Origin of the sequence: Methylobacterium sp. DB0501, from assembly GCF_011043735.1 — a bacterium.
In the GTDB taxonomy this organism is placed as follows: Bacteria; Pseudomonadota; Alphaproteobacteria; order Rhizobiales; family Beijerinckiaceae; genus Methylobacterium; species Methylobacterium alsaeris.
In genome coordinates this window covers 152,376-176,543 of record NZ_JAAKGV010000021.1, presented here as the reverse complement: position 1 = coordinate 176,543, position 24,168 = coordinate 152,376, and the positions used below count along the sequence as shown (strand labels likewise).

At 72.2% G+C, this 24,168-nt stretch carries 23 protein-coding genes and 1 pseudogene; 7 read left to right on the top strand and 17 right to left on the bottom strand.

The features are described from left to right. A pseudogene (locus G4G93_RS27310) lies at positions 1 to 490 on the bottom strand (transposase); the annotation flags it as partial. Positions 491 to 847: 357 nt separating this feature from the next. On the opposite strand from G4G93_RS27310, the gene G4G93_RS27305 reads away from it, so the two are divergent. Further along, complete coding sequence (locus G4G93_RS27305; protein WP_165089027.1) at positions 848 to 1,138, top strand: hypothetical protein; 291 nt, start codon at positions 848 to 850, stop codon at positions 1,136 to 1,138. A gap of 55 nt (positions 1,139 to 1,193) precedes the next feature. Here the strand turns inward: G4G93_RS27305 and G4G93_RS27300 are convergent, their stop codons facing one another. The 6 genes from G4G93_RS27300 to G4G93_RS27275 are packed head-to-tail and all read right to left on the bottom strand — an operon-like array spanning position 1,194 to position 8,011. After that, positions 1,194 to 1,862 carry a class I SAM-dependent methyltransferase gene (locus G4G93_RS27300; RefSeq protein ID WP_165089075.1) on the bottom strand — a complete coding sequence of 223 codons (669 nt, stop codon included), beginning with the start codon at positions 1,860 to 1,862 and terminating at the stop codon, positions 1,194 to 1,196. A gap of 11 nt (positions 1,863 to 1,873) precedes the next feature. Beyond that, positions 1,874 to 2,953 (bottom strand): glycosyltransferase, encoded by a 1,080-nt coding sequence (locus tag G4G93_RS27295; protein ID WP_165089024.1) that lies wholly within the window; start codon positions 2,951 to 2,953, stop codon positions 1,874 to 1,876. Then, positions 2,950 to 3,891 (bottom strand): galactosyltransferase-related protein, encoded by a 942-nt coding sequence (locus G4G93_RS27290; protein ID WP_165089022.1) that lies wholly within the window; start codon positions 3,889 to 3,891, stop codon positions 2,950 to 2,952. The genes G4G93_RS27295 and G4G93_RS27290 overlap by 4 nt, the downstream gene beginning before the upstream one ends. A gap of 38 nt (positions 3,892 to 3,929) precedes the next feature. Continuing rightward, complete coding sequence (locus tag G4G93_RS27285; RefSeq protein ID WP_165089020.1) at positions 3,930 to 5,060, bottom strand: glycosyltransferase; 1,131 nt, start codon at positions 5,058 to 5,060, stop codon at positions 3,930 to 3,932. 13 nt (positions 5,061 to 5,073) lie between these two features. Next, complete coding sequence (locus G4G93_RS27280) at positions 5,074 to 5,952, bottom strand: glycosyltransferase family 2 protein (RefSeq protein WP_206290047.1); 879 nt, start codon at positions 5,950 to 5,952, stop codon at positions 5,074 to 5,076. Beyond that, positions 5,942 to 8,011, bottom strand: coding sequence for an HAD-IIB family hydrolase (locus tag G4G93_RS27275; RefSeq protein WP_165089070.1), 2,070 nt, complete (start codon positions 8,009 to 8,011; stop codon positions 5,942 to 5,944). Before G4G93_RS27275 ends, G4G93_RS27280 begins: the two co-directional genes overlap by 11 nt. A 60-nt stretch (positions 8,012 to 8,071) precedes the next feature. Between G4G93_RS27275 and G4G93_RS27270 the strand changes: the two genes are divergently transcribed. Together G4G93_RS27270 and G4G93_RS27265 are read left to right on the top strand one after the other, a co-directional pair. Beyond that, on the top strand, positions 8,072 to 9,112 hold the full coding sequence (locus G4G93_RS27270; RefSeq protein WP_165089018.1) for a glycosyltransferase family 4 protein: 1,041 nt from the start codon (positions 8,072 to 8,074) through the stop codon (positions 9,110 to 9,112). Then, the gene (locus G4G93_RS27265; RefSeq protein ID WP_165089016.1) at positions 9,112 to 10,293 is read left to right on the top strand and encodes a glycosyltransferase family 4 protein; all 1,182 of its coding nucleotides are present in this window, start codon (positions 9,112 to 9,114) and stop codon (positions 10,291 to 10,293) included. The genes G4G93_RS27270 and G4G93_RS27265 overlap by 1 nt, the downstream gene beginning before the upstream one ends. 83 nt (positions 10,294 to 10,376) lie before the next feature. Here the strand turns inward: G4G93_RS27265 and G4G93_RS27260 are convergent, their stop codons facing one another. Then, positions 10,377 to 11,381, bottom strand: a complete 1,005-nt coding sequence (locus tag G4G93_RS27260) for a hypothetical protein (protein WP_165089014.1) — start codon at positions 11,379 to 11,381, stop codon at positions 10,377 to 10,379. 144 nt (positions 11,382 to 11,525) lie between these two features. Between G4G93_RS27260 and G4G93_RS27255 the strand changes: the two genes are divergently transcribed. Both G4G93_RS27255 and G4G93_RS27250 read left to right on the top strand, forming a co-directional pair. Further along, the gene (locus G4G93_RS27255) at positions 11,526 to 12,182 is read left to right on the top strand and encodes a hypothetical protein (protein WP_246737034.1); all 657 of its coding nucleotides are present in this window, start codon (positions 11,526 to 11,528) and stop codon (positions 12,180 to 12,182) included. A gap of 10 nt (positions 12,183 to 12,192) precedes the next feature. Next, positions 12,193 to 12,837, top strand: a complete 645-nt coding sequence (locus G4G93_RS27250; RefSeq protein WP_165089012.1) for a hypothetical protein — start codon at positions 12,193 to 12,195, stop codon at positions 12,835 to 12,837. Between the two features lie 214 nt (positions 12,838 to 13,051). On the opposite strand, the gene G4G93_RS27245 is transcribed toward G4G93_RS27250, so the two are convergent. The 7 genes from G4G93_RS27245 to G4G93_RS27215 all read right to left on the bottom strand — a co-directional run bounded on the left by G4G93_RS27245 (position 13,052) and on the right by G4G93_RS27215 (position 21,315). After that, positions 13,052 to 13,714, bottom strand: coding sequence for a glutathione S-transferase family protein (locus G4G93_RS27245; protein WP_165089010.1), 663 nt, complete (start codon positions 13,712 to 13,714; stop codon positions 13,052 to 13,054). After that, on the bottom strand, positions 13,711 to 14,940 hold the full coding sequence (locus G4G93_RS27240) for an ABC transporter substrate-binding protein (protein ID WP_165089008.1): 1,230 nt from the start codon (positions 14,938 to 14,940) through the stop codon (positions 13,711 to 13,713). The genes G4G93_RS27245 and G4G93_RS27240 overlap by 4 nt, the downstream gene beginning before the upstream one ends. A gap of 177 nt (positions 14,941 to 15,117) precedes the next feature. Then, positions 15,118 to 16,731 carry an acyl-CoA synthetase gene (locus G4G93_RS27235; RefSeq protein WP_165089005.1) on the bottom strand — a complete coding sequence of 538 codons (1,614 nt, stop codon included), beginning with the start codon at positions 16,729 to 16,731 and terminating at the stop codon, positions 15,118 to 15,120. 122 nt (positions 16,732 to 16,853) lie between these two features. Continuing rightward, the gene (locus G4G93_RS27230; protein WP_165089003.1) at positions 16,854 to 17,678 is read right to left on the bottom strand and encodes a carbohydrate ABC transporter permease; all 825 of its coding nucleotides are present in this window, start codon (positions 17,676 to 17,678) and stop codon (positions 16,854 to 16,856) included. After that, entirely contained in the window at positions 17,675 to 18,607 is a 933-nt protein-coding gene (locus G4G93_RS27225; RefSeq protein ID WP_165089000.1) for a carbohydrate ABC transporter permease, read from the bottom strand. Before G4G93_RS27225 ends, G4G93_RS27230 begins: the two co-directional genes overlap by 4 nt. After that, positions 18,607 to 19,959 (bottom strand): ABC transporter substrate-binding protein, encoded by a 1,353-nt coding sequence (locus tag G4G93_RS27220; protein WP_165088998.1) that lies wholly within the window; start codon positions 19,957 to 19,959, stop codon positions 18,607 to 18,609. The genes G4G93_RS27225 and G4G93_RS27220 overlap by 1 nt, the downstream gene beginning before the upstream one ends. 207 nt (positions 19,960 to 20,166) lie before the next feature. Then, on the bottom strand, positions 20,167 to 21,315 hold the full coding sequence (locus G4G93_RS27215; RefSeq protein ID WP_165088996.1) for a sensor histidine kinase: 1,149 nt from the start codon (positions 21,313 to 21,315) through the stop codon (positions 20,167 to 20,169). A 431-nt stretch (positions 21,316 to 21,746) separates the two neighbouring features. On the opposite strand from G4G93_RS27215, the gene G4G93_RS27210 reads away from it, so the two are divergent. Beyond that, positions 21,747 to 21,956, top strand: a complete 210-nt coding sequence (locus G4G93_RS27210) for a hypothetical protein (RefSeq protein ID WP_246737053.1) — start codon at positions 21,747 to 21,749, stop codon at positions 21,954 to 21,956. Between the two features lie 4 nt (positions 21,957 to 21,960). Here G4G93_RS27210 and G4G93_RS27205 read toward each other — a convergent pair whose 3' ends face one another. Next, positions 21,961 to 22,335: a helix-turn-helix domain-containing protein gene (locus tag G4G93_RS27205; RefSeq protein ID WP_165088991.1), complete on the bottom strand. Its 375-nt coding sequence runs from the start codon at positions 22,333 to 22,335 to the stop codon at positions 21,961 to 21,963. Positions 22,336 to 22,433: 98 nt separating this feature from the next. On the opposite strand from G4G93_RS27205, the gene G4G93_RS27200 reads away from it, so the two are divergent. Then, a complete protein-coding gene (locus G4G93_RS27200) occupies positions 22,434 to 23,450 on the top strand; it encodes a zinc-binding alcohol dehydrogenase family protein (protein WP_165088988.1) in 1,017 nt (338 codons plus the stop codon). Between the two features lie 271 nt (positions 23,451 to 23,721). Here the strand turns inward: G4G93_RS27200 and G4G93_RS27195 are convergent, their stop codons facing one another. Beyond that, positions 23,722 to 24,168 carry a hypothetical protein gene (locus G4G93_RS27195; protein ID WP_246737033.1) on the bottom strand — a complete coding sequence of 149 codons (447 nt, stop codon included), beginning with the start codon at positions 24,166 to 24,168 and terminating at the stop codon, positions 23,722 to 23,724.

Here is a 24,168-nt window from a genome sequence, read left to right as displayed (position 1 = left end):
CCTGGATCCGCTGCACGTCGTCGAAGAGTTGCCGATTGGACGCCGAACGAGCGCTCTCGGGACGTGCTCGCCATCCGGAGTACCCGCTGGAGGACACTCCGAGCACGCGGCACATGAGACGCACCGGCCAGGTGGTCGCATGCTGCTCGATGAAGGCGAACGTCATCTGGGCATCTGCGTGACGATGCCGGTCGCTTTTTTTAGCACGTCGCGCTCCATGCGCGTCCGGTCGAGCTCACGGCGCAGCCGGGCGATCTCCGCTGCCTGATCGGACGGCGAGGCAACGAGGCTCGTAGGAGGGGGGGCCCGGCAAGCCTGCGGGTCGCTTTGGCGGCAAGCCCTTCATCAGCACGGTTCGCCACTGGCGCAGCATGGAGGGCTGGATCCCGAGTTCCGCGGCGATCTGCAGCTGCAACCGGCCGCTGCTCTCGAGCAGGGCGACCGCCTCGCGTTTGAACTCGGGGGTGAACTCGCGTCGTGTCTTTGCCATCAAACACCTTTCCCGCCCGTAACGAGCGTATCAGAGGTGTCCGCGAAACCGAGGGAGGATCAGCACTTTGTTCCACAGGTCATACAGACCGGTGCGACACATTCCGCGGCTTGCACGACCACCCGGCGGGGCGAGCCGGCGCCGTGGGGCTGGCGCAGGGGTGTGGCGATCCGGACCTGCCTCGTGCCCTGTCAGGTCGGGAAGCGCCCGTTCCGTCCCTTGTCATCGGCGTGGCCCGCTCTCGGCGGTACTGGCCGGGACCGGAATCGCTACGGATGCCGGTTGCCCCGTTGCCGACGAGGTATCGCGTCCTTAACCTCTCGGTCGGCATAGATTCCCGTCCCGGAGATGGTCCCGATGCTGCTGTTCGTGTTCGTGGCGATTGCCGGCGGCCTCGCGACCGGGGCCGCGATGGCCCCGTTCGGGCCGCTGATCGCCGTTCTGTCCGTCCCGCTGGGCGGGAGCATCTGTGCGGCCGTGGCGGCTCTGGTCGTCTGGCGGCTGCGCGGGCCGGCCTTTCTCTCCGAGGCCGACAGGGACGCGCAAACCGATGCCATGGTGGCCGACCTGCGCGGCATCGCCGACCGGGCCCGGCGCCGGGATGCCGCGCCGCCGGAGAGCCGGCCGGCCGGGCGGGACGTCGCATGAGGCGAAGCACCGAAGAGCGGTCCCCGTCCATCGGTCCGCCCCGTCATGGCTCACCCTACTCCGGCTTGACGAACTTCGCCTTGCCGCGGAACGACCACGGCCCGGCCACGCCGTGCTCCGCGCAGAACGCGTCCACGGCGCGGCCCACGCCGGGGAATTTGCCGCCGAGGCGGTCGTAATCGTCGGCGATGAACAGACCGCCGGGACGCAGGACCGGCCACCACGCCCGGAGGTCGGCCGCCACCGAGGCCTCCTCGTGGCCGGCATCGAGATGGATCACGTCGGCGGTCACGCCGCGCAGGCGCATCAGCGCGGCGGCATTGACCGAATCGAGCGGCAGCGGCACCACCCGGTCGGCCACGCCCTCGCGCAGGATATTGGCCAGGAAGGTGCGGTAGAGGCTCGGATAGCCGGTCTCGGTCCGGAGTTCGGCGAACAGGTCCGGGTCGGCCCAGTGGTCGACGGCGCCGAGCCAGGTATCGACCGCGACCACCGTGCCGGAAATGCCGTGCTCGGCCATCACCCGGGCGAGGTACAGCGTGCTCGCGCCCTTCCACGTGCCGATCTCGACGACCACGCCGGGGCGCCATTCGCGCACCGCCTCCTCCAGGTAGGGATGCACGCTGCGCCAGCCCTGGAGGTCGAGGGGGCGCAAGGCTTCGGGCGGGTCCGCGAAGGGATCGCGGCCGTGCCACAGCGCGTCGAGGAGACCCTGGCGGGTCATGGTCTGGCAGGTCATGGAGCGGCTCGGGCGGCGGGGAATGGGGCGCGGATCTCGGCGTAGAGGGCCTCGCAGCCGTCGAGCCAATGGTCGCGGCTGAACAGGCGCAGCACCCGCGCGCGCGGGATCGTCCGCGGGATGGCGAGGGCTGCCGGAACCGCCGCCGCGAGGGCGGCGGCGTCCTCCGGCGGCACCAGGCGGCCGGCCTCGCCGACGACCTCCTGCGCCGCGCCCCGGGCGAACCCCGCGACCGGAAGCCCGCAGGCCATCGCCTCGATCGCCGAGAGCCCGAACGGCTCGTCCCAGCACGGGGTGAACAGGAAGACGGAGGCGCGGGCCAGTTCGGCGGCGAGCGCCGGGCCGGGCAGGTGGCCGCCGTAGCGGACCGGCCCGCCGAGGAGCGGGGCGATGCGCGCCTCCCAGTAATCCGGCTCCTCGATCGGGCCGAACAGGGTCAGGGGCAGGCCGGCCCGCCGCGCCGCCGCGATCGCCAGATGCGCGCCCTTCACGGCGGCGAGGCGCCCGCTCCACACGGCGCTGCCGTCGCCGCGCGCGCCGTAGGGCCAGGCGGCGGGATCGATGCCGTTATGAAGGATGCGGGCCTCCGGCGGCGCGCCGTCCGGCCACCAGGCCGCGAGATGCGCGGCCGAGGTCGCGGTGAGGCGATGCGCCGGCGCCGGGCTGTCGTGGACGAACCAGCGCAGGGCCTCGTAGGGCGGCGCGTGCAGCGAGGTGAGCGTGGGCACCGCTTGGGTGCGCCGCCGCTCCAGCGGCAGGCGGCTCAAGGAGTTGTTGTGCAGGACGTCGAAGCCACCGCGGGCGATCCGGTCGAGGGCGGCCGCATAGGCGGCATCGACATGGGCCTTCAGAGCCGGGTCGCCCCGGTGCTCCATCCCTGCGAAGCTCTTCTCGTGGTGGACCGGGCTCACCGCATCGAGGGCGAAGCGCGGGTCGCTGTCGCCGGAGGCGAACAGCACCACGTCGTGGCCGCGCGCGGTCAGCCCCTCGGCGAGGTGCCAGCAATAGGCCTCCAGGCCGCCCGCGAAGGGCGGCGCGATCGGATGGCGCAGATGGGCGAGGAGCGCGATCCTCACGCGGGGACCGACACTTGCTCGGAACCTCGCAGCGGCCCCTGCTCCCGGGCCTCGATGGCGCGGATGACGGAGGCGGCGTTGGTGTAGGGCTGGTGGCCCTGCTGGCCGGTGAGCGCGAGGTCGGCGGCATCCGGGCGGCGCAGGATGCGGATCGGCCGGTCCGGCGTGTCGTCGATCAGCCCCATCACCCGGAAGGCGTGGAGCCAGTGGCCCATGGTGCGGTAGCCCCACTTGGCCTCGAACAGTTCGGCGTTGCGCACCACGCTGTCGAGGTGGTGGACCGGCGGCATGTGGTGCGGGTGGTACTGGTGATAGGCGAGGCCGCCCTTCATCCAGGCGATCGGCAGCCCGTGCCGGTCGAGGAGCTTGCCGAAATCGGTATCCTCGCCGCCATAGCCCGTATAGCGCTCGTCGAAGCCGCCGGTGGCGAGGAACGTGGCACGCCGGATCGCGAAGTTGAGCGACCAGAAGCAGCGGTAATCGCGGCAGATCTCGATCCCGGCGGCCGGGGGGCCGCTCCGGTCGGAATGCTTCTCGGCGACCGCGGCCAGGTCCGCGTAGGTCCAGTCGCCGAGGGTCGCGCGCTCGGGCAGGTGCAGGACCTCGCCCATCAGCAGGCCGTCGAGGGTGGCAAGCCCCTGCGCGTAATCGGCGACGAGGCCGGGCGCCGGGATGCAGTCGACGTCGAGGAAGACGATCATGTCCCCGGTGGCGGCCGCGACGCCGCGGTTGCGGGCGGCGGCGAGCGGCAGGGCCTCGCCCGGCACCCGGATCTGGCGCACCGGGAACGGGGCTTGCGGAAGATCGTAGAGGTCGTCCTGCATCACCGCGACGATGAACTCGACGGGCGCCGTCGTCTGGCGCTCCAGGCCGCGCAGGACGTTGGCGAGGTGGGCGGGCCGGCCCTTGGCCAGGGTGACGACGGAGATGGTGGACATGCGGGCTCTCGGCTCCGGCAGAGGGTGATGGGGTGGGTTCAGCCGGCCGCCACGACGCGCAGCGGGGCGGCGGCGCCCTGCCAGAGTTCGTCGGTCAGGCCTTCGAGCCAGCCGGCGGCGCGGGAGGCCGCGTCCGGCGCGTAGAGGTCGCGCAGGATGCGTCCGTCGAGGGCGCGGGCGCGGGCGAGGAGGTCGCGCCAGCCCTGGAGGTCGCCGGGCCAGACGGGTGCCTGGACCGCGGCGCCGAGGCGCACCAGGGCCTCGGCCTTGCGGGTCTGCTCGCCGAAATAGCGCCATTCCGGCATCACGATCAGGCGGCCGCCGACCCGGGCGACCTCGTGCACCGTGTTGTCGCCGGCCGAGGCGACCACGATGTCGGCCGCCGCCAGGTACTCGGTGACCGAGGGCACCCAGCCGAGTTCGCGCAGGTTGGAGAAATCGGTCTCGTGGCCCTCGCGGTGGGTCGGCCCGAGGGTCAGCCACAGGGCGTCCGGCGCGGCGCGGGCCGCGACGGTGAGCGGCGCGAAGGGAGTGCCGCTGCCCCCGCCGCCGGTGACCGCCACGACGATCTCGCGGTCGGGATCGAGGCCGAGCCGGGCGCGCGCCTCGGCCCGGTCCGGCACCCGGTCGAGGCTGGTGCACAGTCCGCCGCTGTAGAAGGTCTTGGCCCTGAGAGGGGCCGGGTAGTCGTCCTGCTCCAGCCGGGCGTCGAACGGCGCCAGCATCCCGACGCAGGCCTCGTAGGAGCCGACATGGCCGATATCCTGGCGGTCGCCGTGCATGCGGATCTGCACCGCCGGCACGCTGGCGATGCGCGACAGGAGCGCGATCTCGGCCGAGACGTCGACGACGAACAGGCCGACGCCGCGCTCGTCGAGATGGTCGAGGATCTGCCGCATCGTCCGGCGCATCTCGGCGAGGCCGAGGGGGACGCAATGCATCACCTGCGGCGTCGGCTCGGCGTGGAGGCGCGGGGTCGGCACCGCGGCGCCGATCATGTTCGGCAGGGCCACGATCTCGATGTCGCGGGAGAAGCCGTCGAACAGGTGGGGGCCGGCGGTGAGCACCGAGACCGGGCGGTCGCGGGCGAACTCGGCCGCCACCGCCATGGTGCGGTGGGCGTGGCCGCGACCCTGATGGTGGACGAAAAACGCGATCGGCTTCTTCATGGGGTCTCGGCCTTCAGGAGAACAGGGCGTCGGGCCGTAAGGAGGCGGCGATCTCGGAGGGGGTGGGCGCGCGCAGGAGGCGGATGGCGTCGGCCTCCTCGTCCCAGGCGATCAGCCCGGCCTCGCGGAACTGGCCGAGCCAGTAGGTCATGCACCAGCGTCCGTGCCGGGCCCGGAAGCGCGCCGCGTTGGCGAGGATCGGCGCGAAATGCTGCAGCGGCGGCACATGGACCGGGTGGTGCTGGTGATAGGCCCGCGCCCCCGCGACCCAGAAGGTCGGCAGGCCGCTCGCCGTGAGGCGGGCGGCGAGGTCGGTCTCCTCGCCGCCATAGCCGGCATACGATTCGTCCATGCCGCCGACGGCGTGCCACGCTCTCGCGGCCAAGGCGAAGGACAGCCCCCAGAGCTGGCCGGAATCGGGCTCGGGACGGATGCCGCTCGCAGGGATCGGGGGGCGCGCCGGATGGGCGCGGCCGAGCCGGTCGAGGGCGGCCTCGTCATGGACGGGGGCGGAAGGAGAGCTCGGCGGCAGGTAGAGAACCTCGCCGAGGAACAGGCCGCGTCCTTGCGTCGCCGCCTGCGCATAGGCGGCGACGAGGCTGCGGCCCGGGATGCAGTCGACGTCGAGGAAGACCAGGATGTCGCCCGCCGCGGCCTCGGCCGCCCGGTTGCGGGCGGCGGCGAGCGGCATCGGCTCGCCCGGCACGACGAGGTGGCGGACCGGGCAGCCGGGATCCGGCAGGTCCGGCGCCGGCTCCGGCTGCATCCACGCGATCACCAGTTCGCGCGGGCGCGCGGTCTGGCGGCCGAGCCCGCGCATCAGGTTGCCCAGCCGGTCGGCCCGGCCGCGCACCAGGGTGAGCACGCTCACGGCGGCGGGATTACCCGGCATGGGAATCGAGGGGTTGCGCGAAGGCGCGGCGGAAATGCCCCACGCCCTCGATGATGCCGCGGGCATGCGAAGCGCGGGCGACGTAGGAATGCTGGAGCGCCGCGTGGCCGGCGAGGTCGTCGGAATAGTTCGCCACGATGATCGCCTGGACGCGGGCGCGCAGCATCTCGATGTCGTTGCCCGAATCGCCGGCCACGAACACCGCCCGCTCGGGCAGGCCGTAGAGCGCCCGCACGTGGTCGACGGCACTGCCCTTCGAGGCCCGCTCGGGCAGCACGTCGAGGTAGCGGCCGTGGCTGTGGATCACGCTGGCGCGCAGGCCCGTCTTGGCGATCCGGGCGCGGACCCGGGCGGCCGACGCGGCGTCGCCGAAATAGCTGAGCTTGAACGCGCGCTGCTCCAGCGGCCCCTGGGGCTCGAGCCCGTCGAGGCCGGCGAGCGCGGCCTGCAGGGCCTCCCGCTCCCAGCCGGCCGAGACCGCCTCGCGCCAGGCCGTGTCGGCGGTGTAGGTCGTGCCGTTCTCGTCGAGGTGGTAGATCTCGGAGCCGACCGAGGTGATCATCACCTGTGGGCGCGGGCTGTCCTGCTGCTCCAGAACCGCCATGGCGCTGTGGAACGAGCGCCCGGTCGCGACCCCGAAGGCGAGCGCGTCCTGCCGGCTGCGCCAGCGGCGGAAGATGCTCAAGCCCGAGTCGCAGCCGACCAGCGTGTTGTCGATGTCGCAGATCAGGAGCTGGCGCGGCGCCCGCAACGGCGGCATCGGCGCAAGGAGCGCCCGTAGCAGGGCGTGGTAGCGCGCGGCGTGCCGGTCCCAGTCATAGGCCGCCGCCGCCCGGGCCCCGCCGGCGACGCAAGCCGCATAGAGGGCCGGGTCGTCGAGGATGCGCAGGGCCGCCCGCGCGATGGCGTCGGGCCGGCGCGGATCGACCAGGATGCCGTTGCCGCAGGTCTCGACGATGTCGTTCGGCCCGCCGCTGTCGGTCGCCACGAGGGGCAGGCCGGCGGCGGAGGCCTCCAGCAGGGTCAGGCCGAAGGGCTCGTTGAGGGCCGGGTTGACGAACAGGCCGCCGCGTTCCCGGGCATGGGCGTAGAGCGCCGGCACGTCCTCGGGCCGGTGGGTCTTCGGGTAGGCGACCCGGCCGTAGAGGTCGTAGCGGTCGATCAGGACCAGGAGGTCGCGCAGGGTGCCGGCCATCTCGCCGTCGAGCGCGTCGATGTCCTGGCGGGTGCCGGCGACGAGGACGAGGTTCGCCCGCGCCTGCAGCTCCGGGCTCTCGCCGTAGGCCCGGACCAGGGCGGCGAGATTCTTGCGCGCCACCGGGCGGGCGAGCGCCAGGAGCACCGGCTTGCCCGGATCGTGCAGGAAGCGGGAGATCGTCGCATCGACCCGCGGATCGGGGCGGCTGTCGGCGAAGCGGGCGAGGTCGCTGCCCGGCGGCAGGACGCGGATCCGGCCGGGATCGTAGGCGGCATAGCCCGCATATTGCACCTCCGCCTCGTCGCGCGAGGAGGCGATGACGAGGCTCGCGCGGGCGAGGGCCGCCTCCTCGGTGGCGATCCGGCGCGCGAGGCCGGGATGGTCCGCGGCGTCCCCGCCCAGCATCACCGCCTTGACCCGGCCCAGCGAATGGGCGGTGAACACGAACGGGATGCCGAGCCGCGCCTCGACGAGCGCCGCCACCGCGGCGGCATCGGCGTAATGGGCGTGGATCAGGTCGGGAGCCCGGCCCTGCCGGGCGATCCAGGCGATCAGGCTCTCGGCGAAGCTCGCGACCTCCGCGTGCATCTCCTCCTTGGTGCGGTAACCCGGGGATGCGCTCGCCAACCGCACCAGCGCGACCTTGTCGCCGAGCCGCTCTTCGGGCACGGCGTAATCGGGGCCGGGCGGGCCGTCGAACAGGCGCGTCGCCACCACGATCCGGGCGATGCCGGGATCCTGCGCCGAGGCGGCAACGAGGTCGAGCAGGTAACGGATATGGCCGCCGGTATCGGCGGTGAGCCCATAGACGACGTCCCGGCCGCGCAGGCATCCCTGCAGGGCGACGTGTAAAACGAACATCATTCCGCTGCCGCAGCGGAGAACCCCGACGAACAGGACGGTTCGAGTGAGGTATAGTCGGTGATCCGTGTCGCCCAAGTCGCCCCGAACATCTTTCCCATCCCTCCGGAGCATCACGGCGGCACGGAGCGGGTCATTCACGACCTGAGCACGGCGCTGCGAAGCTTGGGCGTGGAGGTAACGCTGTTCGCTCCCTCGGACAGTGCGACACACTTACCCCGTATCGGTAATTACCCGAGCCTTGCCGCCCTGGAGCGGCGCTACGGCCGCGTCGCGCCCGGCGTGCCGGCCGCCCTCGACGCCCTGCAGCTCGAGGCGCTGCGCCGGCACCTCGACGCGTTCGACATCGTCCATTGCCACGGCGAGTTCGCCCACGCCGCGCTTCTCGGCGAGCGCCGCGGCCGCAGCCTGACGACGATCCACTGGCGGGTCGACGAGCTCGACCGGGCGCTGTTCTTCGAGGGGTTTCCGGACCTGCCGGTGGCGGCGATCTCGGCCGCGCAAGCGGCCGGCATCCCGGCCGCGAACCGCGCCGGCGTGGTGCATCACGGCATCGACCGCGACCGCTACGCGGCGTCCCTCCCGCCCGGCTCGCATCTCGCCTTCGTCGGGCGGATGACCGACCAGAAGCGGCCCGATACCGCGATCCGGGTCGCCCGCGCCGCCGGCCTGCCGATCCGCCTGGGCGGCACGGTCGATGCCGGCAATCCGGGCTATTTCGACCGCGCGGTGCGCCCGCTGCTCGGCGGCGACGCGGTCTATCTCGGGCCCGTCGACGATGCGGCCAAGGGCGACCTGCTGCGCGGCGCGACCGCGCTGCTGTTCCCGATCGACTGGCCGGAGCCGTTCGGCCTCGTGATGATCGAGGCGATGGCCTGCGGCACCCCGGTGATCGCCTGGAATCGCGGCTCGGTGCCGGAGATCGTCGAGGACGGGGTGACGGGCTTCGTCGTCTCGTCCGAGGACGAGGCCGTGGCGGCGCTGGCGCGGATCGGCGGGATCGACCGGGCGGGGGTGCGCCGCCGCTTCGAGGAGCGCTTCACCGCCGAGCGGATGGCGCGGGACTACCTCGCCCTCTACCGGCGCCTGCTCGCGGCCTGATGCGCACCGCCCTCCTCGCCTGGGACTACCCGCCCGCCCCGAGCGGCCTCTCGACCGCAGCCCGGGAGATCGCCGAGAGCCTCGGGCAAGCGGGCGCCGACGTGACGGTGTTCACCCTCGACCGCAGCGGAAGCGAGCGCGTCGGCGGCGTCACGGTGACGGGCCTCGCCCTGCCGCCGGCGGGCGGCCTGGCGCGTTTGCGCCTCTGGGGCTCGATCGGCCACATCGCGGCGCCGCTCGCCTTCCGGCGCGCCGTGCTCGCCGTCCACGCCCGCGCGCCCTTCGACGTCGTCGAGGCGACGAACTGGTACGCCCCGGCCGTGCTGCTCGCCGGGCGCCGCGACCTGCCGCTGGTGACGCGCTCCTCGACCCCGGCGGCCTTCACCCGCGGAACCGCACCGGATCTCCGCAACCGCCTCGACGGCGGGACCGCCGATGCCCTGGAACGGCGTCAGGCGCAGGGCAGCGCCGGCCTCATCGCCAACACCGCCGCGCACGGGGCGGTCGTCGCGCGGGCCTATCGCCTGTCGGGCCGGCAGCCCGCGGCGGTGATCGGCCTCAGCCTGCCGCCGGAGATCGCGGCGGGGGCCCGGGACGCCGCCTATCCGGCGGCGGAGGCCCCGGTGCGGCTGCTCTTCGTCGGCCGGGCCGAGGCGCGCAAGGGTTTCGACGCGCTCATGGCCGCCGCCGCGATCCTCGGCCGGGAGCAGGAGGACGGCCTCCTGCCGCCGTTCCGGCTCGATCTCGTCGGGGTGCCGCCGCAGGATCTTCCGCCCGACCTGCCCGCGACGGCCCGGTCCCGGCTCGAGGCCCGCGGCCGGGTCGATGCCGCGGCCCTGGCCGAGGCCTACACGGGCGCCCACGCGGTGCTCGCGCCCTCGCGCTACGAGAGCTTCGGTCTCGTCTACCAGGAGGCCCTGGCCTATGGCCGCCCGGTGGTGGCCTGCGCCGAGGATGCCAGCGCCCGGGCCTTCGTCGGCGCGCCCGAGGCCGGGCCGCTCGCGACGCAGGCTACCGGCCCGGCCCTCGCCGACGCCCTGCGCCCCCTCCTTTCCGACCCCGCCCTGCGGCAGGCCTACCGCGCCCGGGCGCTCGCGGCGGCCGGGCGTTTCGGCCGGGAGAGCCTGGGGCGGGAGACGCTGGACCTGTACCGGCGGGCGATCGCGGCGGCGCGCAGCTGACGCGCGTGGCCCCAGCTGCCGGTGCGGAGACGGTTCTCGGCCGAGCGCGGGCTCACCCCTCTCCCGCCCCGGACGTCGCACCCTCACGCCCGGTACGGCCGCAACAGCGCCTCCTCCTCCTCCATCCGTCCGCGCCCCGGATCGAGCGCTTCGTAGGCCCGCGAGCGGGCCCGGACATGGGCGAGGCTCAAGCCGTGGTCGATCGCCCCGGTGAGGGCGATGAGGCTGCGGGGCCAGCCCCCGTCGAGGACCGGCCGCTCGTGGACGCGGCCGGCATAGCGGATCTCCGTCCGGTTCAGCCGGTACTGCACGTCCGGATAGACGTCCGACAGGATCCCGTCGACGTGGTTGCGCCGGGCAAGCCCGATCGAGACCACCGCCCCGTCCTCGGCCAGGGCGGCGAGCGCCGGCAGGACCCGGCCGGTGGCGGGGGCGAGGCTCTCGTCGGCGTCGAGCTGGAGCATCCAGCCGTGGCGCGCGAGGGCCTGGAGGGCGTTGCGCTGCCCGGCGAAATCGCCCGCGAGAGGCCGTGCCGCGACCCGCACCGTGCCGTCGGTGAAGCCCGCGGCCGGCACCGGGCGGGGCGCGGCCTCGGGGCCGTCGGCGAGCAGGACGACGTCGTCGGTCCAGGCCGCGTGGGGACCGAGGCCGTCCAGCAGCCCGTCGAGTTCGCCGGAGCGGCAGATCAGCCCGAGGGAGACCGGGCGCCCCGCGGCCGGGGCGAGGTCGTAGAGGATGGCTTGGGCGGCGCGGGCGGCGTGGGGCTGCCGCAGGGCGGTCCGGTCCTCCGCTCCGGGCGGGCGCAGGCCGCGGCCGAGGCGGGTCGCGGCGCTGCGCAGGGTGTAGATGTCGAGGCCGTAGGCGGCCTCCGGATCGGGCGTGAAGCTCGCGCCGGCGAGGCGCCCCGCGAGGTCGCCCCAGCAGCGGTCGGGATCCGCGTCCGGTTCCGTCAGCACGCCGCAGGAGCCGCAGGCGACCGGAAAGGCGCGCTCGCGCCCGCCGGGATAGGCGAGGCGGCGCGTGCTCGGCGCCAGCATGGCGGCGGCGCACAGGAAGCAGCGGCGGGTTCGCCCGCTCTCGACGGTCATCGCGGGGTTCCCCTGCCGGCGAGGACTGGTCGGGCCGGCCTGGCGCCATACCTCCCCGGTCCATCCTCGAAAACCCCTGCCCCGAAAACCCCTGCCCCGAAAACCCCTGCCCCGAAAACCCCTGCCTCGAACCCCCCGTGCGCCTTGCCCGACGCCGTCGACCCCCTTCACGTCGCCGCATCCCTTCGGGATGCGTGGCCCGACCTGCCCGCCCTCGCCTCGGTCGCGCTCGTCGGCAACGCGCCCGGGACCGGCGGCGGGTCGGCGATCGACGCGGCCGAGGCGGTCCTGCGCTTCAACAACGCGGCCGGGTTCGGCGGCCGCGCCGGCGCGCGGGTCACCCATCTCGTCCTCGTCAACCGCGGCGGACAGATGCGCGAGTGGCTGGCGGATCCGGGCTTCATCGATCGCCCGGTCGTCCGGCGGGCGCGGGCCTTCGTGCTGCCGTTCCCGATGCTGCCCGACGCGCAGAACCGCCCCGAGCCGATCTGCTTCACCCGCGAGGCGCTGGCGCTGCTGCGGCCCCTCGGCAAGCCGGTCCACATCCTGCCCGGGATCCTGCACGACGAGGCCCGGCGCCGCCTCGGGCCGCGGACCGACGGGCGACCGAATCCCAGCACCGGCTTCCTGACGATGCTCGCCCTCCGGTTGGGGCGTCCGGCGCAGGCCGCCCCGGCCGAGGTGCACGGCTTCGGCTTCGACGGCTGGCCCGGTCATCCCTGGGCCGCCGAGCGCGCCTGGTTCGCCGACGAGGCGGCGGCTGGGCGGCTGCGCCTGCATCCCCTCGCCGCCGACGGATAATTTCTCACCCATGGCGACACTGATCACCGTCCTGAAGAGCGGCGGCCGCTACGACGCGACCTGGGTCGCGCGCCTCGCCGGCGGCGTGCGCCGCCACGCCCCGGCCTTCCGGCGGATCCTCTGCCTCACCGATCTCGACCTTCGGGTCGAGGGCGTCGAGCGGGTGGCGTTGCGGCACGACTGGCCGGCTTGGTGGGCGAAGATGGAGGCGTTCCGCCCCGGCCTCGCCGAGGGGCCGACGCTGCTCTGCGACCTCGACACCGTCCTGACCGGTCCGGCGGATGCGCTGGCCGAACCCGGCCTCGCCGCGATGGAGGATTATTTTCATAAGAACCGCGTCTCCAGCGCCCTGCTGCGCTGGCAGGGCGACGATCTCGCCGCCCTGTACGAGGCGTTCGCCGCCGAGCCGGAGCGCTGGATGGCGCCGGGCTCCTGCGGCCCGGTTCCGAACGCGGTCCACGGCGACCAGGTCGTCATCGATCACCTGCTCCGCGCCCGGGGCCTGCGGCCGGACTTCCTGCAGCGGCGCTACCCGGGCCTGCTCGATTTCTACGATCCGCGCCGCGACGCCCACGGCCCGGTCGTGATCTTCATCGGCGCGGCGAAGCCGGACACGGCCGGCGGCTCGGTCCATGCAGCCTGGGCCGGCGGCTGAGAGGAGCGACGATCCTCCATCGCGGAGCCGTCCCGGGCAGGACGAGGCGCCGGGCTTCCCTCTCCCCGACAGGGTCGGGCGCGTGCCTCGGTTCACCGCTCCCCGCCCCGATCCCGTCTCCACAGGAGAATCCGGGGCGTTCTCCGGCGGCATCGAGGCGGCGCGGGCGTTTCTCCCATGCCGGTCCCACCCGCCGTCTCAGGACGAGGCCGGGTCACCCGCCGAGCGGCGACGGCACCGGCGACACGCCCTGGTCCTCGGCCGCCCTCCGCTCGGCCGCGAGCGCCCGGGCATAGGACGGCTCTTCCTTCAGGCCCGCCCAGTAGGCCCGGGCGAAGTCCGGCAGCTGCGCGGCGAGCCCGGCGAACTCGGCCAGCATCAGGGCGTAGCCGATGCTGATGTCGGCGGCGGTGAACCGCCCGGCGCAGACGAAGCGGCGGTCGCCCAGCACCGCGCCGAACCCCTTGAGCCGCGACAGGAACCATCGCGAATAGTCCTCGACGAGGCCGGGCTGGCGCCGTTCCGGCGGCTCGAAGCGGCCGTAGCGCAGCACCAGGGTCTGCGGGAAGGTGAGCGTCGCCTCGCCGAAATGGAGCCCGTTGAGGTAGCGCCCGTATTCCGGTTCATCGGGCCGTACCCCGAGCCCCCCGGCGCCGTGGCGCGCCGCCAGATACTCGCAGATCGCCGCGGATTCGGTCATCCGCGTCTCGCCGTCCTCGAAGAGCGGGATCGTGCCGAGGGGGTTGAGGGCGAAATACTCCTTGGCGTGGACCCGGGGCGGGAACGGCAGCATCGCGAGATCGTAGGGCAGGCCCAGCGCCTCGAGGGCCCAGAGCGGCCGGAACGAGCGGGCGCCGACGCAGTGATGCAGCTTCATGGTGTCACCAAGGGGCAGTTGCCGCTCTTGAGCGGCCGGAAGGCCTGGTCGGCGGGAATCGTCGAGACCAGGCGGTAATAGTCCCACGGTCCCTTCGACTCCGAGGGCTTCTTCACCTCGAACAGGTACATCGGGTGGGTCACCCGCCCGTCGGCCCGCACCTCGGAGCGGCCGAAGAGCGGGTCCTCCGCGGGCGTCCTCCGCATCTCGGCGGTCACCGTGGCGGGGTCCTTGCTGCCGGTGGCCTTCACGGCCTTCAGGTAGTGCATCATGCCGGAATAGACGCCGGCCTGGACCATGGTCGGCATCCGGCCCTTGTAGCGCTCGGCGAAGCGGCGCGACCAGGCGCGGGTGCCGTCGTTGAGGTCCCAGTAGAAGGCTTCCGTCAGGACCAGCCCCTGCGCCACCTTCAGGCCGAGGGAATGCACGTCGCTCAGGAACACCAGCAGGCCGGCGAGGCGCTGCCCGCCCTCCGCCACGCCGAACTCGGCGCCCTGCTTGATGGTGTTGATCGTGTCGCTGCCGGCATTGGCCAGCCCGATCACCTTGGCCTTCGAGCCCTGCGCCTGGATCAGGAACGAGGAAAAATCGTTCGCCGCGACCGGGTGGCGGACCGCACCCAGCACCTTGCCGCCGTTGCGCGCGACCACCTCCGACACGTCGCGCTCCAGCGCCTTGCCGAAGGCGTAGTCGGCGGTGATGAAGAACCAGGTATCGCCGCCCTCACGCACCATCGCGCCGCCGGTGCCGTTGGCGAGCGCCCAGGTGTCGTAGGTCCAGTGGATGGTGTTGGGCGAGCAGAGGGCTCCGGTGATCTCCGAGGCGCCCGCACCCGAATTGATCATCAGCCGGTTCTTCTCGCGCACGATCTGGTGCACCGCGAGCGCTACCGATGAGAACGGCACGTCGAGCACGACATCGACGTCGTCGCGGTCGATCCACTGCCGCACGATGCCGGCGCCGACATCCGGCTTGTTCTGGTGGTCGGCCGACAGGACCCGGATGTCGAAATCCGGGTTCCGCGCCTTGAAGTCGGCCGCCGCCATCTCGGCCGCCGCCACCGAGCCCTCGCCGGCGAGATCCGAATAGGGGCCGGCGCGGTCGTTGAGGACGCCGAGGGTGACGCGGGTGGGGGGTGATGCGGCCTGGGCCGGGGCGAGGGAGAGGAGGGACGCGACGGCGAGCGCCAGCCATCGTGACGATCGGCGGAGTTTGGATGTCGGCATGGTGTCCTCCCGGTGATGAAGGGGCATCCGGTCGTTGAGCGCCGGATATTCCTCAAATCTCCATCGTCATCCCGGGGCCGCGCAGCGGAACACAGGATGACGATGTGTTCGGCACGGCAGGTTGCGCGGTGGCCATCGCTCCCGCACAGCCTCCTGTGCCGTGTCGTGTGACGGCCTTCACGCCCCTCCCCGCTCCCGCAACGCCCGCCGGATGATCTTGCCCGTGGCGGTCATCGGCAGTTCCTCCACGAAGGCGACGTGGCGCGGATACTCGTGGGCGGCGAGCCGGGTGCGCACGAAATCCTGGATCTCGCGGGCCAGATCCGGTGTGCCCTCGACTCCAGTTTTGAGCACGATGAAGGCCTTCACCGCCTCGGTCCGGACCGGGTCCGGCACGCCGACGACGCCGCAGAGCGCGACGGCCGGGTGGCGCAAGAGGCAATCCTCGATCTCGCCGGGGCCGATGCGGTAGCCGGCCGAGGTGATGACGTCGTCGTCGCGGCCGACGAACCACAGGAAGCCGTCCGGGTCGCGCCGGCCGAGATCGCCGGTGATCAGCCAGTCGCCGATGAATTTTTTGGCCGTCGCCTCCGGGTTCTGCCAGTAGCCGAGGAACATCACCGGATCGGGCCGGCGCACCGCGATGTGGCCGGTGGTGCCGTCCGGCACCTCCCGGCCCTCGCCGTCGACGATGCGCACGTCGTGGCCGGGCACCGGCTTGCCCATGGCGCCCGGACGGGCCGGAAACAGGTCGGCGCAGGACGACACGACGAGGTTGCACTCGGTCTGGCCGTAGAACTCGTTGATCGGCACGCCGAGCACCGCCTCGCCCCAGGCCAGCATCTCCGACCCCAGGCTCTCGCCGCCGCTGCCGACCGAGCGGAGGTTCAGGCCCGGATAGGGCGTGGCGCGGGTCTGGCGCATCAGCTTCATGGCGGTGGGCGGCAGGAAGACGTTGCGGACCTCCTGCTCGGCCATCAGCCGGAACGCCCCCTCCGGGTCGAATTTCTTGGCTCGGTGCGAGACCACCGGCACGCCGTGGTGAAGCGCCGGCAGCAGCACGTCGAGGAGGCCGCCGATCCAGGCCCAGTCGGCCGGGGTCCAGAGCCGGTCGCCCGGTTGCGGCAGGAAGCGCTGGGGCATCTCGACCCCCGGCAGATGGCCGAGGAGCACCCGGTGGGCGTGGAGCGCGCCCTTCGGGTCGCCGGTGGTGCCCGAGGTGTAGATGATGACCGCCGGGTCGTCGGCGGCGGTGTCGACCGGGGTGAAGGCATCGGAGGCTTGGTCGCAGAGGGCGTGGAAATCTTCCGCGCCCTCCCCCGGCCCGTCGATGCAATAGACCCGCTCCAGATCGGGGAGCGCGTCGCGGATTCCGGCCAGCAGCACGGCCCCGGCCCGGTCGGTCACCACCGCCTTCGCCCCGCTGTTGCCGAGGCGGTAGGCGAGCGCGTCGGGCCCGAACAGCACGAAGAGCGGGATGGTGATGAGCCCGGCCCGGAAGCCGGTGATGTGGGCGACCGCCGTTTCGGGCGATTGCGGCAGCAGCACGCCGATCCGGTCGCCGCGGGCGAGCCCGTGCGCGGCCAGCACGTTGGCGAAGCGGTTCGACAGCCGGCGCAGGTCGTCGAAGCCGTAACGCTGCACGGCGCCATCATGGTCGAGATGGATCAGCGCGAGCGGGTTGCCGGGGGCGTGCCGGTCGCAGACGTCGATGCCGATGTTGTAACGGGCCGGGATCCGCCAGCGGAATGTGTCGGTGAGATCGGCATAGGTGTCCGCGCGCTGCAGCATCGGCGTTCCCACCCGTCGTTCTTCATGGGGACCTCCAGGGTCCCTCGATTGAAACGATCGTTCATTCGTTTTTGAGTGTCAACAGCGGCGCAGCGAAACCGCCGCGCCGCTCTGCGGATGCCTTATCCGCCCTTCACCGCCCCCGCCGTCAGCCCGGCGACGATCTGGCGCTGGGCGAACACAGTCAGCACCAGCACCGGCAGGGTGACGATGAGCGCCGCGGCGGCGAGCGGACCCCAGCTCAGCTGGTCGAACGAGATCATGTTGTAGACTGCGACCGGCAGGGTGCGGGTCTCCCGGCCGGCGAGCACGATGCCGAAGACGAAGTTGTTCCAGGAGAAGATCACCGCCAGGATCATCGCCACGGCGATGCCGGGCTTGGCGATCGGCAGCGCCACATAGCGAAAAACCTGCCAGCGGCTGGCGCCGTCGATGACCGCCGCCTCCTCCAGCTCCATCGGCGTGGTCTCGAAATAGCCGATCATGATCCAGATCACGATCGGCACCGTGACGACGAGGTGGATGATGATCTGCGGCCACAGCGTGCCGAGGAGCCCGAGCCACTGGAACAGCAGGAAGAGCGGGATCAGGTAGGACAGGCCCGGCGTGATGCGGGCGACCAGGATCACCACCGCGGCCTTGGCGGCCTTCATCCGGGCGATGCCGTAGCCGGCTGGCACCCCGACGAGGAGGGCGAGCAACGTGGCCGTGCCGGTGACCAGCAGGCTGTTGACGAAGTAGGTCGAGAACCGGTTCGATTCGAGGACGTCGGTGTAGTTCTTCCAGGCGAAGCGCTCGGGGATCAGCACCGGCGGATAGGCGGCGTTGTCGATCTCGTACTTCACCGAGAGCGACAGCATCCAGACGAAGAACAGGATCACCGGCGAGACGATCACCAGGACGGCGAAGAGCAGGGCGGCCTGCTTGAGGAGCCAGCGAAGAGTCACGCGACCGCCCCTTGCGTGCGCTTGCGGACCACCAGCAGGGCGGCGGCGAGCGCGATGATGAGCAGGAAGAACACCACGGCGATCGCCGAGCCGTAGCCGACGTCGTAATACGCGAAGGCGACGCTGTAGAGATAGATGTTGATCGTCTCCGAGGCGGTGCCCGGTCCTCCCTGCGTGATCGCGAAGATGATGTCGAAGCTCTTCACCGCGTCGATCATCCGGATCATTGCGGCGACGAACAGGAACGGCGCGACCAGCGGCAGGGTGATGTGCCGGAACATCTGCCAGATCGAGGCGCCGTCGATCTGCGCGCTCTCATAGGGTTCGGTGGGGAGCGCCGCGAGGCCGCCGAGCACGATCAGCATGACGAGCGGCGTCCATTGCCAGGTCTCGACCAGCACCAGCGACGGGATCACCGTCGCCGGATGGAAGACCCAGAGCTGCGGCGGGATGCCGACGAGGGAGAGGAGGTAGTTCAGCACCCCGAGCTGGGGGTGGAACATCATGGTCCAGACGAGCGCGATGGCGACCGGTGTGGCCATCATCGGCAGGATGAACACGCCGCGCAGGAAGCCGCGCAACGGGAACTTGGCATGGAACACGCAGGCCGCCAGCGTGCCGAGGATCAGCGGCAGCACCACAGAGAGCGCGGTATAGACCAGCGTCTGCCACACCGCGTCGAGGAATCGCGGATCGGTCGGCAGGCGGGTGTAGTTCGACAGGCCGACGAAGGCCGGCGCCGCGCCGACCTTCCATTCGTGCAGGCTCATCCACAGGGTGAAGGCCCACGGGAAGACGATCACCCCGACGACGACGACGAGCGCCGGCACCACGAAGGGCCAGTAGCCCGGCGGGCGCCAGCGGGCGGGCGCGGCCTCGTCGGCCGATGACAGGTCGTCCGCAGGCGATGCGAGGCCGGCCCGCGCCATCACGCCTTCTCGCTGCGCTCGAGGATCGGCCGGTACTGCTCGGCCGCCTTCTTCAGCTCGGCTGCCGGGTCGGCCCCCGACAGGGTGGCGGTGACGGCGGAGCCGACGATGTCGCGGAACTCCGCCACCGGCACCACGACCGGCAGGCCGAGCTTGCTGATCTTGGCCGAGCCGATCACCGAATCGAGCCACTCGCGCGGCATCTTCACGCCTTGCTGGACTTCCGGATCGCTCAGGATCGAATCGCGGAACGGCACGCCGCCACCGGCCTGGAGCAGGCGCGCGCCCATCAGCTTCGACACCGCCCACTGGCAGTAGAGGTAGCCGGCCTCCTTCTTGGGGCTCGCCGCCGCGACGCCGATGCCGTCGCCGTAGGTGGCTGCGGCATGGTCCTTCGGCCCCTTCGGCACCACGGCGTAGCCGACCTTGCCGACGACCCGCGAGGCGTTGGGGTCTTCGAGCGGCGGCGCCCAGCCGACGCCGTCGAGCCACATCGCGGCCCGCCCTTGCGTGAACGCCGCCATCGACTCCATCCAGTTGAAGCCGACGACGCCGGGGGGCGCGGTCTTGGTCAGGAGGCGCTGGTAGAGCTTCGTCGCCTCCACGGCCTCCGGGCCGTCGATCAGCAGGTTGCCCTTGTCGTCGAGGAAGCGGCCGCCATAGGCGAGGAAGAACGCGCCCCAGAGCGCCATGTTGGCGTTGCGCAGGCCCCGGCCGACGAAGCCGTAGGTGCCGGCCTTCGGATCGGTCAGCGTCTCGGCCGCCCGCATCATGTCGTCGTAGGTCTCGGGGAGGGCGACGTTCTTCTTCTGGAACAGCTCCTTGTTCCAGTACAGGATGAAGTAGTCGACCGAGAGCGGCAGCGAGCGCATCTCGCCGTTGGGGGTCTTGGGGGTCTGGGCCTTGGCGTATTGCAGGCCGGCGGAACTGAAATCGGCCTCGTTAAGGGAGGGCTCGGTCAGGTTCGGGTCCTTCATGAACCCGGAGAGATCGGCGAGCCAGCCGGCCTTGTCGAACTGGCGTTTCTGGACGTGGTAGCTCAGATGCACCACGTCGAAGCTCGGCCGGCCGGAGGTCAGCTCGATGACGATCTTCTGGCGCTGCTGCTGCTCGGGAATCACCTCGGACGAGACCTTGATCCCGGTCAGCGCCGTGAACTCGGCGGCGCTGCGGTGGAGCAGGTCGCCCCGCGGCCCCTTGATGAGGTTGACCTCAAGCGTGGTGCCGGCGTGGCGCTTCCAGTCCACGGCCGCGAAGGCCGGGCGGGTGCCGACCAGCCCGAGTCCGGCCGCGGCAGCGCCGGAGGCCAGGATGCTGCGACGGCTCGGACCGCCGCGGGAGAACTCGCCCATCGTTTCCACCCTTGAATCTGACCCGGATCTGGCGCCCGGGCTTGGTCGAGGCGGGGCCGGTTCTCCGGTCCCCGTCGTGCCGCTCCGCCACTGGCGTCGCCAATTCGGGCGTCGCGAAGCGGCAGCGCTGCCGCAAGCGTAGTGCAAGACGCGCGGCCCTGGGAAGCGGCTCGCCGTCAGGACCCCGAAAAATCCGCCGGACGGCCGCTACGCCCTGCCGAGATCGAGCGTCAGGGCGAAGCGGGCGCCCTTCGTCCCGTCGACGGCGAGTTCGCCGCCGAGCTGGCGGGCGAGGCCGTGGATCACCCGCATGCCGAGGCTGCGGCGCGCCGCCCCCGTATCGAACCCGTCCGGCAGGCCGACGCCGTCGTCCGAGACGCTGAGGCGGACCCGGCCCTCGCCCTCGGGCAAGGCCGCGACCCGCACCGGGCCGTGGCCGCCCGGATAGGCGTACTTGATCGCGTTGGTGACGAGCTCGTTGACGAACAGGCCGAGGGGGATGGCGAGGTCGGCCGGGATCGGCATCGCCGGGGCCTCGCAGGTGACGGCGTGGCCCGGCGCGCTCTCGTGCAGCTTCTCGCACAGGGAGCCGAGGAAGCCCGACAGCTCCACCGCCGCGAGGTCGGGCTGGCGCCAGAGCTGGTCGTGGACCTGCGCCACCGCCTCGACCCGGGAGCGGGCATCCGCCAGGGCGTCGCGGGCCTGCTGGTCCTCGGTGGTGCGGGCCTGGAGCGAGAGCAGGCCCGCAACCGTCGCGAGGCTGTTCTTGACCCGGTGGCTCATCTCGCGGGTCAGCAATTCCTGCCGGTCGAGGGCGGCCTGGAGCCGGGCCTCGGACCGCTGGCGCTCGATGGCGCCGCCGAGCAGGTTGGCGAAGCCCTGCATGAAGGCGATGTCGGCCTCGTCGAACTGGCCCTCGCGGGTGTCGTCGACCTCGAGCACGCCGAAGTCGCCCTCGCGGTTGCGGATCAGCACGTTCAGCGCCCGGCGGACGCCGTGATCGGCCATCAGCTGCGGGGTGCGGAACCGGCGCTCGTTCTCGAGATGGTTGGAGATCACCGGCCGCCCGGTCTTGAGGGCGTAGCCCGCCGGCGAGGCGAGATCGGCCCCGACCAGGGCGTGGCCCACCACGTTCGGCCCCCAGCCGACGCCCGCGATGACGAGCAGCGTGTCCTGGCCCGGCTTGTATTCGAGCGCCTTGCAGAACTGGGCCGCCATGCCGTCCGCGCACAGCTCGGTCGCCTGCTGCAGCAGCCGGCCGAGATCGTCGGCGCGCAGGGCCTCGACGCCGAAATCCGACAGGATCTTCTGCTGCTTCAGGCGGTAATCGAGATCCGAACGGCTGAGCTCCGCCATCGTCTGCAATCCTGTCCTTTCGCTGCGCGAGCTGCGGGGGCTGTGCTGGGGACGATTCCGGCAGCGTGGCCGGACTCTCCGGGTGAAGTGGGGTCACGTCTCCCCGAGCGGGTCAAGCGCGCAGGCGACCGGAGCCGGACCATTTTCCGACGAGGCGGCGACCGGTTCGTCGAGGGAAAATGCGGCGAAACCAAAGACCTGGAACAGGGTCCGACGGCAACGCGATCGGGCGCTGCTCTAGGATGCCGCACTGCGCCATCCCCAGGGATGCCGCGCCCCGAGGATGGCTCCTGCCCGAGGATGGCTCCTGCCCGAAGATCCCTCCTGCCCGAAGATCCCTCCTCCCGAAGGCGATCCCCGAAAGCGGGCCTGTCCGCGCGTCGCGGGCGTTCCATATGGTGCAGTGCCGTGCACACAGGAGTGCGAGATCCGTGCCGCGCCTCGTCGCCCTCGGCATCATCGTGACGGCTGCCGTCGCGGTGGCGGTCGCCCTCCTCCGGCCGCCTGCCCTGCGGGCGCAGCAGGACGAGTCCTATTGCCGCCCGCCCCTCAAATTCGCCGCCGGCGCCTGCGTCGCCCAGTGCCCGGCCGGCTACGAGGATCGCGGCCGCGTCTGCGTCTTCCGCAGCCTGTCGCGCTGACCGGTCAGGCGGCCTCCGTCGCCTTCTCGGGCATCGCGTGGGCGTCGCCCCAGGCCTTGAGCGCCCGGATCACCGGTTCGAGGCTGCGGCCGAGCGCGGTCAGGCGGTACTCCACCCGGGGCGGCACCTCGGCATAGACGGTGCGGTGCACGAGGCCGTCCGCCTCCAGCTCGCGCAGCTGATTGGTCAGCATGCGCTGGGTCACGTTCGGCATCCGCCGGCGGAAGGCGTTGAAGCGCAAGGCTCCGTCGGGCTCCGGCGCCTCGGCCAGCAGGTGGTAGAGGATCACGCCCTTCCACTTGCCGTCGATCCTCTGGAGCGTCGCCTCGACGGCGCAGCCGGGGCTGCAATCCAGGCTGCGGTGCCGGGTGCGGGCCATGACGGTATCCTTTTCGATACTATGGGCGCTTCATGTGCGTTCTTGCGCCGCGGGAGGGTAGCGGCCATCTCGGCTCGAGTCATCCAAGGAGCCCGCCCATGCGCGCCGTCGGTTACCAGACCTCCCTGCCGATCGAGGACGAGGCCGCCCTCCAGGACATCACCCTGCCCCGGCCTGTGCCGACCGGCCGCGACCTCCTGGTCGAGGTCCGGGCGGTATCGGTGAACCCGGTCGACACCAAGGTGCGCCGCCGCGCCGCGCCCGACGCCGGCGAATGGAAGGTCCTCGGTTGGGACGCCGCCGGCATCGTCGTGGCGGCGGGGCCCGAGGCGACGCGCTTCCGCCCGGGTGACGCCGTGTTCTATGCCGGCGCCCTGGAGCGGCCCGGCACCAACGCCGAGTTCCACCTCGTCGACGAGCGCATCGTCGGCCACAAGCCGGCCTCGCTCTCCTTCGCCGAGGCCGCAGCCTTGCCGCTGACCGCGATCACCGCCTGGGAGACGCTGTTCGACCGGCTCGACATCCGCAAGGCCGTGCCGGGGGCGGCCAACGCCATCCTGATCGTCGGCGGGGCCGGCGGCGTCGGCTCGATCGCGACCCAGCTCGCGCGCCAGCTCACCGACCTCACGGTCGTCACCACCGCCTCACGTCCGGAGACGCAGGCGTGGAGCCGCGAACTCGGCGCCCACCACGTGGTCGATCACGGCGCGTCGCTGGCGCGTCAGGTCGCGGATCTCGGGCTCGGCGCCCCGGGCCTGGTCTTCTCGACCACCCACACCGACACCCATCTGGCGGCGATCGCCGAGCTGATGGCGCCGCAGGGTCGCCTTGCATTGATCGACGACCCGGCGACGCTCGACGTCTCGCTCCTCAAGCGCAAGAGCCTGTCGCTGCACTGGGAGTTCATGTTCACCCGGCCGATGTTCGCCACGGTCGACATCGCGGCGCAGGGAACGCTGCTCGACGAGGTGGCGCGCCTCGTCGAGGCCGGGCAGCTGCGCACGACGCTCGCCGAGCATTTCGGGCCGATCAACGCGGGGAATCTGAAACGGGCCCACGCGCTGCTGGAGAGCGGGCGGGCGAAGGGGAAGATCGTGCTGGAGGGATTCGCCTGAGGGAAATATCGCCGAGGACTCGATCGACCGGCATCGGTCGAGACTCGGCGCGGCCCGTCGGCCCCGAGGGGCATCCCGGGGCCGCGGCTGAGGCAATCTCGGACGGAACGCGAACCGCCCGCTTCGGAACTGCCGGAGATTCCGGCTTGCGCTCCGCGCCCCTCCGGGTCCGGGCTCCGGCGGCCTCGAAACGACCGGAAGGGTGTCGGAGGGGTTGGGGATCCTCGACGCCCATCCTCAGCGCATTACTTGCGCCAGCGCATCGTTCGCCTCAGCGCATCACCTGCCGATACGACCGTTGCGTCTTCGCCTTGGCGTGATGCCGGTGCGTGACGCCGTACCGCGCCCGCACGCTCCGCACCCGCGGGGCGTAACCGGGCTCGCCGTAATAGCCCGCAGGCGCGTAGCCGTAGCCGGGATTCTGGTACTGGTAGGCGCGCACCGGCTGCATCGGCGCCTGGATCGCGTCGTAGGGGCCGCGGCCGGTCCGGGCGCGATAGGCCGCGCCGGCGAAGTCGCCCGGGGTCGGCGGCGTGCCGGGCTGCGAGAAGCTGGTCTCGGGCCGGTAGGCCGGACCCCAGCCGATCTCGTCGTCGCCGGCCGGGTCCTTGCCCGGGAAGCCGGTGACGTAGCCGACGCTCTGGGCCGCGGCCGGCAGCGCCGTGGCGAGGGTGGCGAGGCCGGCGACGAGGCCCGCCGCGAGGAGGCGCGCACGCAT